This is a genomic window from Ruegeria sp. BE9, assembly GCF_056538765.1.
This window is the reverse complement of the sequence record NZ_JBQFTS010000009.1, coordinates 122,330-139,398: the sequence shown is the minus strand read 5'-3', so window position 1 is coordinate 139,398 and position 17,069 is coordinate 122,330. Positions and strand designations below refer to the sequence as shown.

General features: G+C 53.3%; 14 protein-coding genes. 9 read left to right on the top strand and 5 right to left on the bottom strand.

Features of this window, described 5'->3' with window-relative positions; translation table 11 throughout:
* The first annotated feature begins 8 nt into the window (after positions 1-8).
* From ACR0EO_RS19890 to ACR0EO_RS19850, 9 genes are all read left to right on the top strand, one after another.
* On the top strand, positions 9-2,417 hold the full coding sequence (locus ACR0EO_RS19890; RefSeq protein WP_480692554.1) for a YbcC family protein: 2,409 nt from the start codon (positions 9-11) through the stop codon (positions 2,415-2,417).
* 569 nt (positions 2,418-2,986) lie between these two features.
* Positions 2,987-3,643, top strand: a complete 657-nt coding sequence (locus ACR0EO_RS19885) for a spermine/spermidine synthase domain-containing protein (RefSeq protein ID WP_480692553.1) — start codon at positions 2,987-2,989, stop codon at positions 3,641-3,643.
* 241 nt (positions 3,644-3,884) lie between these two features.
* The gene (locus tag ACR0EO_RS19880; RefSeq protein WP_480692552.1) at positions 3,885-4,223 is read left to right on the top strand and encodes a hypothetical protein; all 339 of its coding nucleotides are present in this window, start codon (positions 3,885-3,887) and stop codon (positions 4,221-4,223) included.
* On the top strand, positions 4,216-5,442 hold the full coding sequence (locus tag ACR0EO_RS19875) for an HlyD family secretion protein (protein ID WP_480692551.1): 1,227 nt from the start codon (positions 4,216-4,218) through the stop codon (positions 5,440-5,442). The genes ACR0EO_RS19880 and ACR0EO_RS19875 overlap by 8 nt, the downstream gene beginning before the upstream one ends.
* Positions 5,443-5,473: 31 nt before the next feature.
* A complete protein-coding gene (locus tag ACR0EO_RS19870; RefSeq protein ID WP_480692550.1) occupies positions 5,474-5,800 on the top strand; it encodes an ion channel in 327 nt (108 codons plus the stop codon).
* 394 nt (positions 5,801-6,194) lie between these two features.
* On the top strand, positions 6,195-7,400 hold the full coding sequence (locus ACR0EO_RS19865; RefSeq protein WP_480692549.1) for a YcaO-like family protein: 1,206 nt from the start codon (positions 6,195-6,197) through the stop codon (positions 7,398-7,400).
* The gene (locus ACR0EO_RS19860; RefSeq protein ID WP_480692548.1) at positions 7,397-8,710 is read left to right on the top strand and encodes a TfuA-like protein; all 1,314 of its coding nucleotides are present in this window, start codon (positions 7,397-7,399) and stop codon (positions 8,708-8,710) included. The genes ACR0EO_RS19865 and ACR0EO_RS19860 overlap by 4 nt, the downstream gene beginning before the upstream one ends.
* Positions 8,711-8,753: 43 nt before the next feature.
* The gene (locus ACR0EO_RS19855; protein ID WP_480692547.1) at positions 8,754-10,049 is read left to right on the top strand and encodes a gluzincin family metallopeptidase; all 1,296 of its coding nucleotides are present in this window, start codon (positions 8,754-8,756) and stop codon (positions 10,047-10,049) included.
* A gap of 153 nt (positions 10,050-10,202) precedes the next feature.
* Positions 10,203-10,781 carry a hypothetical protein gene (locus ACR0EO_RS19850; protein ID WP_480692546.1) on the top strand — a complete coding sequence of 193 codons (579 nt, stop codon included), beginning with the start codon at positions 10,203-10,205 and terminating at the stop codon, positions 10,779-10,781.
* Between the two features lie 73 nt (positions 10,782-10,854).
* Here the strand turns inward: ACR0EO_RS19850 and ACR0EO_RS19845 are convergent, their stop codons facing one another.
* From ACR0EO_RS19845 to ACR0EO_RS19825, 5 genes are all read right to left on the bottom strand, one after another.
* Positions 10,855-12,597 carry a tetratricopeptide repeat protein gene (locus ACR0EO_RS19845; RefSeq protein ID WP_480692545.1) on the bottom strand — a complete coding sequence of 581 codons (1,743 nt, stop codon included), beginning with the start codon at positions 12,595-12,597 and terminating at the stop codon, positions 10,855-10,857.
* Positions 12,598-12,714: 117 nt separating this feature from the next.
* Complete coding sequence (locus ACR0EO_RS19840) at positions 12,715-13,359, bottom strand: GNAT family N-acetyltransferase (RefSeq protein WP_480692544.1); 645 nt, start codon at positions 13,357-13,359, stop codon at positions 12,715-12,717.
* Positions 13,360-13,552: 193 nt separating this feature from the next.
* Positions 13,553-14,497 (bottom strand): substrate-binding domain-containing protein, encoded by a 945-nt coding sequence (locus ACR0EO_RS19835; protein WP_480692543.1) that lies wholly within the window; start codon positions 14,495-14,497, stop codon positions 13,553-13,555.
* Between the two features lie 40 nt (positions 14,498-14,537).
* Entirely contained in the window at positions 14,538-15,545 is a 1,008-nt protein-coding gene (locus ACR0EO_RS19830; protein WP_480692542.1) for an ABC transporter permease, read from the bottom strand.
* On the bottom strand, positions 15,542-17,068 hold the full coding sequence (locus tag ACR0EO_RS19825; RefSeq protein WP_480692541.1) for a sugar ABC transporter ATP-binding protein: 1,527 nt from the start codon (positions 17,066-17,068) through the stop codon (positions 15,542-15,544). Before ACR0EO_RS19825 ends, ACR0EO_RS19830 begins: the two co-directional genes overlap by 4 nt.
* Position 17,069 lies beyond the last annotated feature (1 nt).

The window sequence follows — 17,069 nt, the reverse complement described above, 5'->3', positions numbered from 1 at the left end:
ACAGTTCCATGTTTGCCAAACTCGAAGCCTATCCCGCCCCGCTACTAGAGCTTGTCAGTCAGGCCAAAAACGCAGCAAATGAAATCCCACCAATGTTTCCACTGTCATCGACAGTCGCTGTCAATCCATTCCTTGGCCAATCGACTGAACCATTGGCCGTTGCGGCGGCGCGTCTTGCCCGCGTCGCCGGAACTCGGGTCCTGCCAAACCGCGCGCACTGGAAGCAAAAGTTGGCATCCGGAAAACTCACTAAAGCCGACATCTTGGATGCGCTGACGGCAAAAGAGGATCAGTTCACAACCCTTACCCTTGATGACGTTCTAAGTGCCTTGGACCATCCCACAAAATCACCCAAAGCCATGCCTACTGTTGCTGAACTTGCGGCCGACGTTTCGGGAATTGATTGGCCGGGATTGATCGAAGACCGGATCGGAGTTTGGGCCGCCAGCCACTTTGATCAGGGCCAAGCCCTTTGGCAGCAAGCACGAGCTGGAGGTGTATTCAGTGCATGGCGCGAGTTTGCCTCGCGGGATTTGACGCCAGAGATCCATGGCCTTTCTGGATTTGGGTCGTTTGTTGCGAGGACCAACCGGTCTCATTGGCGGGCGTTGGGTCGGGCCTCAGAACGGCTAGGGATCAACACCGATGCTGCTACAACGGCATTTCACCGCTGGCTGATCACACTAGGCGGGTGGGCTCAATATGGGCGCTACCTGCAATGGCAGGCGGAACTAAACGGTGACCAGGACCATACCGTAACCGAGCTTTTGGCCATCCGAATGGTCTTCGACGAGGCCTTGTTCAATTTGTACGAAGACCAGATCGCCGCGCGTTGGACCGAAGTTGTTGCATCACATGAGCTGCCCATAACCCCAACCTCTGACCTCATTATCGATGCGGTGATGCAAGAAGCAACCGAACGCGCGGGACAACGCCTTTTGTCCGGCAGTCTAGGGCGGGGCGTACCACGCCAAGCCAAACAACGTCCGCAGGTTCAGGCTGCTTTTTGCATTGATGTTAGGTCTGAGGTTTTTCGCCGCGCTTTGGAAACACAAGGTGAGGGGATCGAAACCATCGGCTTTGCAGGTTTCTTCGGTCTGGCCAGCGCACATAGAGCCGCAGGATCAGATGTGATAGAACAGCGTGGCCCCGTTCTTTTGCAGCCGGGTGTAACTTCGCAGGTGAATGAGCCGCAAAAGACCGACCTCGGTCGCCGGTATTCAGCCCGCGCCAAAAGAGCCTGGGGTCGGTTCAAGTTGGCGGCCGTTTCGTCCTTTGCTTTTGTCGAAGCGACCGGACCGCTTTATGCCGGCAAACTAGTGCGGGATGCTTTGGGATTGGGTCACCACGCCAAAACTGACCCTGCACCTCGGCTAGACCCGGAAATCAGCCTTGAAAGCCGTGTTGAGATGGCCCGATCGGTGCTGACTGCCATGTCTCTCACGGAAAATTTCGCTCCAATCGTAATGCTAGCAGGACATGGGGCCGACGTAACCAACAACCCGCATGAAAGTGCACTGCAGTGCGGCGCGTGTGGAGGTCACGCGGGCGACGTTAGCGCCCAACTACTTGCCAGCTTGCTAAATGACCCCGAGGTGCGGTCAGGGTTGAGAAATTTCGGCATCAATGTTCCCCCAGACACCATTTTCCTTCCCGCATTGCACTACACAACAACTGACCGCGTCACTCTTTTCGAACAGGATGTAGCGGGTGGGGTTCCGGGCGACAGCATCGAACAGCTGAAAAAGTGGTTGGACGCAGCTGGTGAATTGGCACGGGCGGAACGCGCCCGTCGATTGCCAAGGGCCAGCGGAGCCGCTGCTATTTCCGACCGCGCCCGGGATTGGGCCGAGACACGCCCCGAATGGGGACTGGCTGGATGCAGCACCTTTGTAGCAGCACCAAGGCATCGCACTGAAGTAATCGATCTTTCCGGCCAGGCTTTTCTGCACAACTATGATTGGCGCCGGGATAACGAGTTCGCTGTACTCGAACTTATCATGACGGCTCCGGTGGTCGTCGCTAGCTGGATCAGCTTGCAGTACTATGGCTCGACCGTAGCCCCAAGCCTGTGGGGCGGAGGTAACAAGCTACTGCACAACGTTGTGGGGGGTATTGGCGTTCTGGAGGGCAACAATGGCGCTCCGCGCCCCGGCTTGCCTTGGCAATCTGTCCATGACGGCGAAGCCTTCCAACACGATCCCCTGCGGTTGTCCGTCATCATCGAAGCCCCAAGAGAAGCAATGTTGGACGTCCTCAAGCGCCATCCAGAAGTCCGCGCTCTGTTTGACAACAACTGGCTGCATTTGATCGCCATGGATGATCAAGGCAAACTGGCCTGGCGTTATGATGGCGATCTGAAATGGGTTCCGTTCGGGCAAAACGCCGATAGTCAGCGTGCAATAGCTGCTGAGTAACAAAACACTGCCCTGCACGGCTTTCTGGACGCGCGGGGCATCTGTTGGGCATCACCCGTTCAACGTGAACATGGGCAACCTGGAAACACTTTTAGGGCTATTTACCTACTCCTCACATTCTCCGCTTGAACTCTGTGAAACTGTGCACGACGTGAGCGTATGAACGCTCTGAATTGCCCTAATTGTAGCATGCAATGCCCGGTAACTCTGAAGGTCGCCAAAGTGGTGGCTTGCGCGTCGTGCGGCACCACTTTGTTTATACAGGGCAAACACGTTGAGGGTGCGGGCGAACAAAGGATTATGCACGATACTCCCATGCTATTTGGCATCGGTGACACCGTCGTTCTGGGCGAAAGTGCGGTTCGAAGACGATGTCATCCTATCCGAAGCGACGCCATATCAGCAGATAACCGTCACACGTTACCGAGATCGAGTACGTCTGTTTTTGAACTACTCAATCCAGTTCGATTCACTCGATGAACATCGCTACCACGAACCTCTTGTACACCCAGTCATGTCGCTAGCTCCGCGCAGGGCAGACGTCTTAAATTTTAGGGGGTGGGGATGGAATGGCCGTACGCGAAGTACTCCGGTATCGGGATGTTGAAAACGTCACGCTCGTTGATCTGGATCCACGAGTAACTGAGGTCTTCCGCGAGAATTCTATGCTGTCGGCTCTGAACGCTGATGCGCTCAATGATCCTCGGGTTGTGGTTATCAATGAGGATGCGTGGGAGTATCTGGAACGCAACGACACGGTTTTTGACATCAATATCATCGATCTGCCGGACCCAAAATCCATCGCGCTATCAAGGCTTTATACGCGCCAATTCTATGGATTGGTGGTCGAAAGACTGTCGGCGCATGGCTTGTTCGTTACGCAGGCGGGATCACCGTTTTTTGCCAGGCAGGCGTTTTGGTCAGTTGTGGAAACGTTAGAGGCAACTCGAAATCCGCAACGGTTAGGGCAGGGGCTCAACACTATTCCTTATCATAGCTACGTCCCAAGTTTTGGGGAATGGGGATTTGTGCTCGCCTCTCCGGAACCTGTCCGGGATAGGAACATAGATCCGCCGCAGTCAGTCCGCTATCTGACGAACGCAGTGTGGCATGCTACGCAAGAGTTCGGTAAAGACATTGACCGGGTAGGCGCAGAACCCAATACCCTTCAGTCACATATTTTGACCGAGTATTACTTGGATGGCTGGGACTACTGGTTCCGCTGACGATTAATCATTTTCTCAACTGTACTCCGAACAGCACTTTAGAACACGTACGTGGCGTAAACGTGCAGTTGATGAACAATATGCGGCTACAGAGAGCCAAGGCTTGGCATAAAGGGCAGGGGGCTCGGGTCGTGGTCGCCTTAGAATGGCGTGCCCCCGTTTCGTAGAAATCGGCGGATTTGATCTTTGAGAATTCAATCGCTTATCCTTGTAGAGGATCATTAAGAAACAGGAGGTTCATATGAACAGCTCTATTTCTGATGAAGCGATGGCTAGACTCCCATTTTGGGTGACACCGCCGGGCGAGACGGATGGCTTTCTCATCGTGGTTGGCGTGGTGCTCGTTATGGTACTGCTGGGTTTCGGTGCCCTCTATTTCACCGTGCAATCCATTCCTGACCGAATGGCGACCGGCGCTCACAAGGTCCAAATGCAGTTGGTCGGCGTGTTGGGGTTGATCTCTCTTTTTACACTCAATAATTCATTTTGGATTGCAGCCATCCTGATAGCCGCTGTGCCGTTGCACGAAATCTTCCCTTTGAAAACCGAAGCGGACCTCTCGGAGAACCGCGATGCTTGAGTTGCTGTTCTCTGCTCTGATCACAATTGTACCTGATTACCTGTACCGGAGATACAAGCAGGGCAAGAGATGGGGCCATGAAATAACCCTGTTCAATGTATGGTACGAACTACGCTGGGGTTTGACCGCATGCGCAATCCTCGCAGTGACGTTGATCACTGTGATCTTCTATTTTCACCCGTCAACGCGGAATGTTTCAGCTGTGTTTCGTACAGTTACCGTCTTGTCCGATCGCGGTGGTCGAGTCTCAGAAGTCTTTGTTGCCAATAACGCATCTGTAAAAGCCGGCGATGCTATTTTTCGATTGGACACTACACGACAGGAAGCAGCAGCTGAAACCGCGCAACGCCGCATAGAGGAAATAGAAGCTGCACTTGGGCTAACTGCGACTGAGATCGCGGGCGCTACCGCACGGGTCCAAGCGGTTGAAGCTGATCTAGCCCAAGCCACTAGCGACTTGGAACGACGCCTCGAGCTTGCTGAGCGCAACGACACCGTGGTGAGCGAACAAGAATTGGAGCGTTTGCAGACCGCCGTTTCAAGCGCCACAAGTCAGCGTGCAGCCGTGCTGGCCGAACTTGATGGCGCAAAACTGCGCCAGAGCACTCTTCTTCCCGCGCAACTTGAAAGCGCACGCACTGTGTTAAGAGAGGCTGAGAATGAAATCTCAAAATCCACAGTGTTCGCCGAGGTTGATGGAACCGTCACACAATTTCTTTTGAAACCCGGGGACATCGTGAACCCAATTTTACGCCCCGCCGGGATCTTGGTTCCCGATGTCACGGGGCAAGGGCGCTTTGTGGCGGCATTCGGTCAGATTTCTGCAAGCGTTGTAAAACCCGGCATGTTGGTAGAAATAACGTGCGCCTCTAAACCGTTAACCATCATCCCGATGGTTGTCGACGAAGTGCAAGGCGCCATAGCTGCCGGGCAATTTCGACCAGGTGATGCCCTGCTTGATCCACAGGACCGGGCGCGCCCAGGTACTGTTACGACCTTCCTCGCGCCGATTTTCCCCAAGCACCTTCAGGGTATCCCACCAGGTAGCTCGTGCGTTGGTGTCGCCTATACAAGCCGCGCAAAAGAAATCGAAGCAGGAGAAATAACAGGTCTATCGGCATTCCTTGCAAGGATCGTCGACGGGATGGGTATTGCCAATGCCATTGTATTGCGTGCGCAAGCCATTTTGCTGCCCGTGAAGGCTTTGGTATTTAACTAGTTTTCGGCTCGCGAAGAAGGAGAGCTTCGCCATGGATTGCGACGTCAGCTATATTTGCACGTTTCTCTCAGTCTTTCTTTGGGACCTGATTCATCTTTCACCGATACTGGTATTTTTGTTGGTATCAGTCTGCACGCTTGGGGTGTTGATCGGCCGGATCGAGGGCTGGTCAACCGGGGTGAGCCTCTATCATGCGTTTATAAACGCGACCACCGTGGGATACGGCGACTATAAGCCAGTAAAATCCACAAGCCGGTTTTTGGCAGTCATCAACGCGTTTGTCGGGTTGATTTTCGCCGGAATTGTTGTCGGCATTGGCGTCCATGCTGTTGAGTCCGCGATGACGGCCGAGTTTTAGTCTTCGCCTGGTTGGAGTTTGATAGGAACGTTTCCTAACCACACGAACAATACACCGTTGAAGTCTAGAAGGCGGAAGTCTTGGGTTTTGGAGGGGTTAACATCATCGGTTTTGTATCGCTATCATATCTCGCGTAATCATGATTATGTTAAATTATCTTAAGAGGCGTTTTAGCTTTCCCGATTATACAGCCCACAAGTACAAAACCGGCCGGGTATTTACCGACGCAGTGCCAAAACCCTACAACGCAAGTTCTCCGCCAAAGCAAACCGGCGCACGACGCCGATGTTGACGCATGCCACGTGATACATCATCCTGCCTGTAACCATCTGGCCCAGCGAAGTTATTTCAACGTTGTGGTTAGCTTCTCTTTTTGAACCGCAAGGCCTTCAGAATGCCCAACACATCCCAAAAGAAATATGTGCTGGACACACACCGATTACGTGATCCTGAACAAACCCTGGAAATCGTCAAACCTTACCTCCGGGAAATGGGAATTACCCGAATTGCGAACCTTACGGGATTGGATCGTATCGGTTTGCCCACCGTAATGGTCTCGCGGCCGAATTCGCGATCTGTTGCAGTTTCACTGGGGAAAGGTTTGTCATTACGCGCGGCCGAAGCCTCTGGCGTGATGGAGGCCATAGAATCTTGGCATGCAGAGCGGGTGCAGTTACCGCAGCGCTTGGCGAGATATGATGATTTGACCAACGTTGCTTCGGTGGTTGACGTATCGGGGCTGCCGTCTGTGACAGGTCGAAGCTTTGATCCTTATGCCAACATGCTCTGGGTCGAGGGACAGGATCTGGGAACCAAACAGCCATGCTGGGTTCCGCTAGAAATGGTCGATACCGATTACACTACTGCCCCTGTCGGAGGACAGGCAGCCTTCTCAAGGACAACGAATGGGCTGGCATCCGGCAACAACGTGGTTGAGGCCAGCTGCCACGCAATCTGCGAACTGATAGAACGTGATGCCATAACGCTGTGGAGCCACCAACCACCGTCTCATCGTCTTGATCCCAACAGTATTGATGATGCGCGTTGTCTGCAGGCTATTAACATGATGGTCGATGCCGGGCTTGAGATCGGATTGTGGAACACGACCTCGGATGTTGGCATCGCATGTTTTCGTTGTGTGATCTGCGAAGGTGGCGGGCAACCGGGGCACATAGGAATTGGAGATGGGTGTCATCCAGATCGCTCCATCGCTCTGCTAAGAGCATTAACCGAAGCAGCTCAAACACGATTGACGTATATCTCCGGCGCTCGCGACGATCTGGATCCAACAGAATTTACAGATCAAGCGAAAACGGATCGCGGGCAGTATGTACGCGATCTAATTGACGGCGCGAAAGCAGAGCAAAGCTTCGGGGAATGTCCAACACATGAAACCGGGTCCTTTGATGAGGACTTGGGGCTGCTACTGTCACGCTTATCGGCTGTTGGATTACCTCAGGTCGTTACCGTTAATCTCTCCCGCCCGGAATATGATGTGGCGGTGGTTCGGGCTGTCATCCCAGGTTTAGAGGCACCACATGACGAGCCCGACTATGTTCCCGGTGCAAGGGCGCAGAAAGCTAGGGGAACATCGGCATGACAATCGTTGTTTTTGTGGGGCCAACCCTAAAGTCCAGCGAAGTATCCGATTGCGTGGATGCTGCTATTCTACCCCCTGTACGGCAAGGCGACGTGTACCGCGTTGCACGCGAGAACCCCAAGGCGATCGGGATCATTGACGGTTTCTTTGAAGGTGTTCCGTCGGTGTGGCACAAGGAAATCCTATGGGCGATGGAGCAAGGTATCCCAGTTTTCGGCAGCGCGAGTATGGGTGCGCTGCGGGCCGCCGAACTGGCCGATTTTGGAATGATCGGTGTCGGACGAATTTTCGAAGATTATTACAATGGCGTTCTTCAGGACGATGACGAAGTTGCAGTGCTGCACAGCCCTGCTGAGCTGGGTTTCAAACCACTCAGCGAGCCCATGGTGTCAATCCGAGCAACCATAGAGAGCGCCGAAAAAGCTGGGCTGCTACCCCCTGAAATCGCCGCTGAAATGGTTCAACAGGCCAAGTCAATGCACTACCGAAACCGCAGGTGGAACGACATAACCGGCGCAATGGAAGGTCGGCCGGGGGTTTCAGAGTTTGAGAAATGGCTGCCTACAGGTCGTGTTGATGCCAAAGCCACAGATGCCCGCGAAATGCTGACGCGCATGTCGGCGCATCTGAGCGTCACCCCCCTACCCTCGTCTGACCCGGTTCGAACCGAACCCACTTTGATGTGGAAAGCTCTGCGCGCACGCGTTGATACGAACGAAACCTCTGACCACAACGCGGTTGTCGATGAACTGCGACTAAACCCAAAACTGTTTTCCCGCTTGCGCGAGCGGGCAGTTCTTACGCTTCTTTTACGCAAAGAAGGTTCAAGACAGGACCGACAGCCTGATCGCGACGCATTGGTCAAGCAAATGGTAGGCCACAAGGCCGATATCGGTTTAGTGCGGCAAAGCGATTTGATGGAGTGGATCGAAACCAACGACCTAACACCCGAAAGCTACGAAGCAATGTTGGCCGATTGGGCTAGGCTGGAACAAGGCACAACTCTCCATACGGGGAAACTAGACGCCCTTTTGCTTTCCGAACTACGCCGAACAAACCAATACGCAGAGCTCCGCGACCGGGCGCTCAACAAGGCGCAAAACGTTGGCTCCCCTACGAATGCAAGTGCAGACCGGCTTCGCATGCTAATGTGGTACTTTGAAACTTGTCTTGACCGGGACATTCCTGATGATCTTGAATCATATGCAGTCTCGCTTGGTTTAGACGGGCGAGATGCGTTTTATAAACTGATAGAAGCAGAATTTTCATATTGTCAAAATGATGAGGCGCTGAGTTCCTCTGCCGAATAATCAGCTACAGATGTGAACCAGAGCCATGACGGGAGGGCGCTTCGTGAGCTTACACGATCACACCGGAGAAGAGGAACCTGGAACACGGTTTCTTCTGTTCCCGCAGTCACCATTTCTGGAACCGGACGCCCCGTTGGAATTAGTGGAGATTTCGGCCCCCCAAGGAACCATCGGCCCGGGGCCGTCCGGGCCGCGTATGTACACCGTAAACCCGGTTGGAAAGACCACCCCATATGGTGCAATAATTCCCGGCCCCGGTGGACCCGAGATGTACCTGCCACCCTGGAACGGTCAGATTAACCCCCCTGCCATGCCTGATGAATTCGGGAATTTCATTCACATAGACCCTACCGACCCCTCATTTGAGGCCGCGCATCTGTTTGGGTCTGCGCATTTCACTATGGACGTTTGGCAGGGCTATTTCGACCGGCCTATCCCCTGGCATTTCGCCCGCGATTTTGACCGGCTGGAACTGTCACTTTTGCCCAGTCTCGACAACGCACATATCGGCTGGGGTTTTCTGGAAACCGGTGGCACACACGAGCACGGAGGCGAATACCGTCCCTACAGCTTGAACTTTGACGTAGTCGCGCATGAGATCGGACATGCGATCATCTATTCAGTCATCGGAATGCCATCAAACGGGGATGCCTCGGGCGAGTATTACGGCTTCCATGAATCCGCGGCTGACTTAGTTGCGCTTCTGGCGTCGCTCCACTTTGGATCAGTGGTCGACACGTTGCTCGAAAATACACGTGGCAACCTCTACACATTCAACCGGCTGAGCCGCTTCGCTGAATTGTCTGAAAACGCACAAATCCGTATTGCCGCCAACGACCGCTCTCTCTCTGAGTTCGCCGCCGGATGGTCGAGTGAACACGACCTGTCCGAGCCGCTGACAGGCGCTATGTTCGACATCTTTGTTGATATCTACCATGAACGTTTGCTGTTGCACGGTCTGATCACGCCCGAAGAAGAAGACCTTTCGGACAAATTGGAAGACTCGCCGGAATACAGCAAAGTCATGCAGGGGATTTTCGATACCCGCTATGCAGAGAACCCCGAAGGGTTCCGCATCGCGTTGTTGGAGGCCCGGGACTATTTGGGCACCTACCTTGCTGACACGTGGGAACGGCTGGACGCCGACATGCTCAGTTATTTCGGAGTGGAAAAAGCACTGCTCGCAGTTGATCAGGAAATCACCGGTGGTGCGTTCCAACGGATTATCGAAGGAAACTTCCGAATGCGCGATATCGGACTCACAACCGCAGGACCGCGTTTACCTGACCCAAATGAGGACAGCCATTCGAATTCCGTCAGAACCCAGGTTCCGGGTTAACCCCTTGTAAACTTCTTTTTTTTTACGCCAAACTGTGGCATCAAGTCGGGGGATGATTTTTTTGGAATTTCTGGTCCGGATCTCTGCCGGATCGTGGTGATAAGGGGGCAAACGGTTATGCAACCGTCGGACCCACAAACGGGAGATGAGTTTATGTCAGAGTCATTACTCAGTTTTTCAGAAGTGCTTATATACGGACGCGTTATTGACGATCTAAAATACCAGGACAAAGACAAAAAAGGCCTCGGCAACAACAAACAGCTGAGTAAGCAGTTTAAGGAAGAGAACAGCGTCAAACCCCAGTTCGCAAAGATTTATGGCTTTGCATACGAAGGGACCTACTACGACCTTCCAGAGCCTGCGATTTTCCTTGTCCACGGGCCGGGAAAACCCGTCAATGGTGAGAACAACGATCCACCAAAAGATGCCGCTCGCGCGCCCAAAAATCCATCCATAAGCGGTGTCGCTGCAGCAGATTACCAGGTGTCAAACGACATTATGGTCTGGAACTACGACAAGGCCGATCAGACCATGCGTATGGATGTAACAACGGGTATGTTTGAACAGGTTCTTCTGGACATCTATTTCGGCTTTGACAGCCCGGCAATCAGTGGCGCCCGCGTAAGCGGTGCTCGGGTGAGTGGTGCTCGTGTAAGTGGCGCCAGAGTCAGCGGCGCACGTGTCAGCGGTGCCAGAGTGAGCGGTGCGCGGGCTCGGGGCTCAGAAGACTAAACCCGAACGAAGCTAAGAATTCACATCCGAATAGAAACGTGACAGGCCCGTGCAAAGCAGGGCCTGTTTCGATTTAGAACCCTGCTTTTTTCAGGCCCTCGACAAAGTGCTGAGTGTCCTCAGCCATGCGGTCCGGCTGTACGCTTTCCCAACGTTTCAAAGAGAAATTGGGATGCGCTTTTCGATGCCGTTCTGCGATATCGCGCGCCATATCCAATTTATCCAAGTGCGCGAAACTCGCCGCTAACAAACGTTGCCCTTCAGTCGGGTTGTTCATCTTGTTAACGGTTTCAATCACATCATCATACCGTTGCAAATTGAAGTAAGCGCCACCCAAGTGCCACAGGTACTGATCCGGGAAATATGGATTTAATCGCATTGCCTGTTGGAGATGCGTGATTGCAGTTTCGTTGTCACCATAATGCGCCAAAGCGTCAGCAAAATCCGAATGCATGTCGGCATCGTTCGGATTCAACGCCAGAGCCCGCCGGTAGGATTGCAGCGCAGCGTCATGCTCCTTGCGATACAGATGCACATAGCCCAGCTCGCCAAACCCCCTTGCGTCGGTGGGATCCAGTTCGATCGAGCGTTGCGCAAAGGTCAGCGCCTGATCCAGTGCAGTAGAGGGGTCTTCGCTCCAGGAATAGCGCCAGTCGATATTCAACGTTCGTGACAGCGCTGCAGCAGCGCGGGCATAGCCTTCGTCCCGATCAAGCGCGGATTGATAAAAGCTCTGCGCCTTTCGGTTATCGCTTCTGGTGTATTTGAAAATATGGTGCTGGCCCTGAAGAACCGACCCGTAAGCTTCAAGATCAGACGGAATCGCTTGAATCGTGCGCTGCTTTTCATGGGACTCGATCATCACAGCAGTAGCCGCGACAATGCACTCGGTCACCTCATCGAGAATGTCGAAGATATCGTCGATTTTGCGGTCAAATCTCTCAGCCCAGATGGTGCGTTCAGTATTGGCATCAACCAATTCCGCTGTGATGCGGATACGGCTGCTGGACCTACGTACACTCCCACGTGCGACATAGCGAACATTCAGCTTCCGCGCTGCCTCTTGCGGCGGCATGGATTGTGTCTTGAAGAAAAACGAAGAGTTCCGGGCAATCACAAACAGGTTCCGGAACTTCGACAAACTCATGATTATGTCGTCGGTCAAACCTTCGGCAATCCAACTGTCAGATTCGTCTCCTCCATTGCTGGCGAATGGCAGGATAGCAACGGACGGGGTATCAGGGCGCTCAAGAATGTCGCCGAGTAAATCTGGCCGCATCGTGCCAGCCATGGTCGCACCGGCGACTTCACTGCGGACGCAGTACGTTGATACAGGGGATAGGATGTTCTTTAACTGTTTGGGCCCAAGGAATTCGTATCCGTAACGCAACCGGTTACAGACCTGGTCGTAAACTGCTGCGCTGACGTAAACTCTTTCAGGCTCGGCAATTTCCTGTAACCTCGCGGCAATATTGACGTTATCACCGTGGATGCCGCGTTCATCTATCAGAATTTCTCCCAAATGAACGCCAGCACGAAACTTGATTCGCAAACTATCTTCGCGCGATTGATTGTGCTCGCTGGCGATCCGATGCAGTTCGATCCCGAATTCAACCGCACTGGTGGCGGTATCAAACAGTGCAAGAATGCCGTCGCCTCGTACTTCAACCACACGGCCTTGAAATTGAGCGCAGGTTTTTTCGAGATGATAAATTAATGTTTTCAATGTGTTGTATGTATCGAGCTCGTTCTCGCTCATCAAGCGGGAATAGCCGACAACATCGGCGAACAGAACTGCGCCCAGCTTCTGTGTCATAGGTGGGTTTGGACTGGTAATGCTCACAGGCGATACTCGATTAACGGGTTCTCTTCGAACCCAATGTCTACTCTATAGCAAAATTGGCTGTAACAAACTGGCTGCAAACGAAGCCCTTTACTCACACCCATCATTATTAGGAGGCCAAGACCACTTGGGACATGAGCCTGATCCAAAAGTGACAATCGTTTCGTTGCCGAGTTCTTTTGCCAATCTCATGCGGTGTTCGGTCCAGTCTTGCTTTAATAACCCAACTACAACCATATCTTGAAAACTTCCGTCCGCATACCACGCTTGACGCATGGTTCCTTCGATTTGGCAGCCTAGTTTTGCAACAAGATCTCGACTGTTGTTGTTATCTGACCGGTAGTACGAGGTCATACGGTTCAGGCCGAGTTGGCGAAACCCGAAGTCGATCAGCAGAGCCGTGGCCCTGATACCGACCCCCAAACGACGCGCGGATTTTTCCACAAACATGGCGATAACCGCGTCCCGGTTGATCTGGGAAATCGCTTCCAGCCCTGTCATTCCAAGAATCTGACCACTATCGGACTCGACAACAAACCAGCACTGGGTGCAGTTTCCCGAAGCGCTGATCGCCTCGCTCCAGAATTCCTCAGCTTTCGCAAAATTGAGAGGGATCCGTGATGTGCGATCAAACCGTGCAAGATCCTCGACGTCCTGAAACCATGGGGTGACAGTCTCCAAGTCCTCCTTTGCAAGGGGGCGTAGCCTAAACGTGCTGTTAGGTTTGTCGGTCAATGGGATAACTACCTTTAATCTATATAAAAATAATACGCTGACCGGACATTAACACGAAAACGGCAAAAATACGAAACGAGAAACCACATTGTTTTGGCGAATTTCGACCAATAAATGGGAATTGGTATACTCAACCTAAAGAAAACCGGCCCGCCTAATGCAGGCGAGCCGGAAGAGCGTGAGTGGTATTGTCTTAGTCGTAAAGAACGGCTGAGATTTTCGGGTCGTCCATGTTCGACGCATCGTAGAAATAGAAGCCCGTATCGATCAGAGCAGGAACTTCTTCACCGTTTAATGCTGAGACGGCAGCTTTGACTGTCTCATAGCCGATCCCGACAGGGTTTTGTGTAATCGCGCCTGCCATCAGGCCGCTCTTAATCGCGTCTTTCTGCGCCTTGCCGCTATCGTATCCGATGATCACAAGACCTTCGGTTCCAAGCTCTTGCACACCGTTTACAACACCGATCGCTGAACCTTCGTTTGTACCGAAGATACCGTTCAGGTCAGGGTTCGCAGTTAGGATGGCCTTGGTAACCTCGGTCGACTTCAGGTGATCGCCCTGTCCGTATTGAACGGTTACGACCTCAATATCCGGGTACTTTTCGGCCATACGGTTCACGAAACCATCACGACGATCAATGCCGGTGCGGCTTGTCTGGTCGTGCGCAACAACAGCAACTTTGCCCTTACCACCGAGAATTTCGGCCATTTTATCTGCGGCCAAACCTGCGGCGGCCAGATTGTCCGTAGTTGCGGTCGAAACCGGAATGTCACTATCTACACCGCTGTCGAATGCGATGATCGGAATACCTTTTTCGTCGGCCTGCCTTAGCAACGGAATAGCGGCCTGGCTGTCCAGTGCAGCAAATCCGATTGCCTTGGGATTGTTGGCCAGCGCCGCGGCCAGCATGTCAATTTGACGGTCGACCATGGTTTCATTGTCAGGACCTTCAAAGGTAATAGTAACACCATACTCGTCTGCCGCTTGTTCCGCACCGGACTTAACCGCTTGCCAGAACTGGTGTTGGAAGCCCTTTGACACAAGCGGGATATAGATATCCTCGGCCGCAGCCATCGAGGCCGGTACTGCAAAGGTGGCCGCGCTCAGCGCCCCCAGAATGAAACGACGTGTAAACATGTTTTCTCCTCCAGTTGGTCGTTCGTTTTTCGTAGTTTGTTCAGCCGGTCTTTTTGCGGCGTGCCATGTCGGCATAGACTGCAAGAATGATGATCGCGCCGGTTACAACGGTCTGCCATTCCTGTGCGACGGAAAGCACTCGCAGACCGTTGGTCAGCACAGCCATGATCAATGCACCAATCAGGGTACCCAAGATCGTGCCGCGTCCACCGGACAAAGAGGTGCCACCGATCACAACCGCAGCGATAGCTTCAAGCTCATACCCCAGACCCAATGCGGGCTGTGCTGAGTTAAGACGCGATGCGATCAGAATGCCCGCGATACCGCAAATCGCACCGGCCAGAGCATAGATGCGCATTTTCCAAAGGTCCGTGTTCACGCCGGACAAGCGAACCGCCTCTTCGTTCGACCCCAGCGCAAAGGTGTAGCGCCCCAGTACCGTGCGGCCCAAAATGTACGAAGCTGCAATAGCAACGAGGAACAGGATTAATACGCCGTTCGGGATGGGCAGTGCCGGAAAGATTTCTCCGATCAACGAACCGCGCGAAATTTGGTCAAAGCCGGGCGTATCGTTGAAATAAATCGGCCGCGTACCTGAGATCACCAGAGACAGGCCCTTGAGGATCAGCATCATGCCCAGCGTCGCGATGAAAGGGGGAATTTTCATCTTGGCGACGAAAGTACCTGAACAAAGTCCGCACAGAGCCCCTGCCCCAATGGCAGCCGCAACGCCTAACAGTAAAGGCAGCCCAAGATAGGTCAGCGCCACCCCCGCGATCACCGCACAAAATGTCATCAGCGTACCTAGGGATAGGTCGATGCCGCCGGTGATAATGATCAACGTCGCTGCCACCGCAAGTACGCCATTAACCGAAGTCGCCTGCAAAATGGCAATCATGTTCGAGGTCTGCATAAAGTTCGGCGACGCGATCGAGAACCCGATCAGCAAAGCTATCAAACTGGCAAATGCCAGCAGCTTTTGATAGGCACCGCTTTCCGACAGTCCCGCTAAGGGTTTCTTTTTGTCGATATCCGTTGCTGTTGTCATTGTACTGTCCCTGTTACCTGCATCGCCGCCTTGCGTTGGGTGGCCAGATGCATGATGTCTTCTTGAGTGGTGTCTTTTCCGCCAGGCAGAATGCCGGTCAGTCGGCCCTCGCACATCACGGCGATGCGGTGGCTGAGGCGCATGATTTCGGGCAACTCAGACGAGATCACGATGATTGTCTTGCCCTGCTCAGCCAGCTCTTCGAGTAGTTTGTAGATCTCAGACTTCGCGCCCACATCGATACCGCGGGTGGGCTCATCAAAGATTAGAATATCGCAGTCGCGCAGCAGCCATTTTGCTATGACGACCTTTTGCTGATTTCCGCCAGACAAAAGCCGAACTTCTTGGACATCAGATGGGGTTCGGATGCCCAACTGATTGATATAGCTTTTCGCAGTTGTACTGATTTCGCCATCGTTCAGAACGCCGCCTGCACCAGTGAACAGGTCCATCGAAGCCAGAGCGATATTGTCCCGTACATTCATACCTGTCGCGAGACCAAAATGTTTACGGTCTTCGGACAGGTAGCCAATCCCCGCGCGTACAGCATCCTTAGGTGACTTGATCGACACCTCTTTCCCATGCACTCGGATTTCACCGCTATCCTTAGGGTCGGCCCCAAAAATGGCGCGTGCAACTTCGGTCCGCCCTGCACCCATCAACCCGGCGAAGCCCAGAATTTCACCTTTTTGCACCGAGAAACTGACTTCATGGATGTCTTTTCCGCGCGTTAGGCCCGAAACCTGCAGAGAAACTTCAGCATCACCTAAATCGGGAACTTCCAAAGGTTCTTCGTTAACCTCACGCCCGACCATCATTGCGATGATCTGACTAATCGGTGTGTCGGCCGCATCAACTGTGCCAACATACTCGCCGTCGCGCATCACCGTGACGCGGTCGGCGATTTGTTTCAGCTCGTCCATCTTATGGCTGATGTAGACTATCCCCACACCTTCGGCCTTGAGGCGACGGATGATGACGAACAGCTCGGCAATCTCAGCGTCATTCAGCGCAGCTGTCGGTTCGTCCATGATCAGAACCTTCGATCGGTAGGAAAGCGCTTTGGCGATCTCAACCATCTGCTGCTTCGCAATTGTCAGGGTGCCAACCAGCGTCTTTGGATCGAGAGAAAGGTTCATCGAGGCGAAAATCTCAGCGGTCTGCGCGTTCAGCGCCGCCTCATCAAGTCGGCCAAAGCTTTTGCGCGGTTCGCGTCCGATAAAGATGTTCTGTGCGACGGTCAGGTCGTTCATCAGGCTGAGTTCCTGATGGATGATGCCAATTCCCAGATCCTGCGCCTCGCGCGGGGTGGTCGGACTAACCGACTTACCTTCTATAACGAGATCACCGCCATCGCGCTGGTATATCCCGGAAAGGATTTTCATCAGCGTACTTTTCCCGGCGCCGTTTTCACCCATCAGCGCGTGCACTTCACCCGGGAACAGATCGAACTGCACGGATTTTAGTGCGTGCACGCCGGGAAAGTGTTTGTCGATCCCCGTCATGTCGACCAGTTTTGTCATT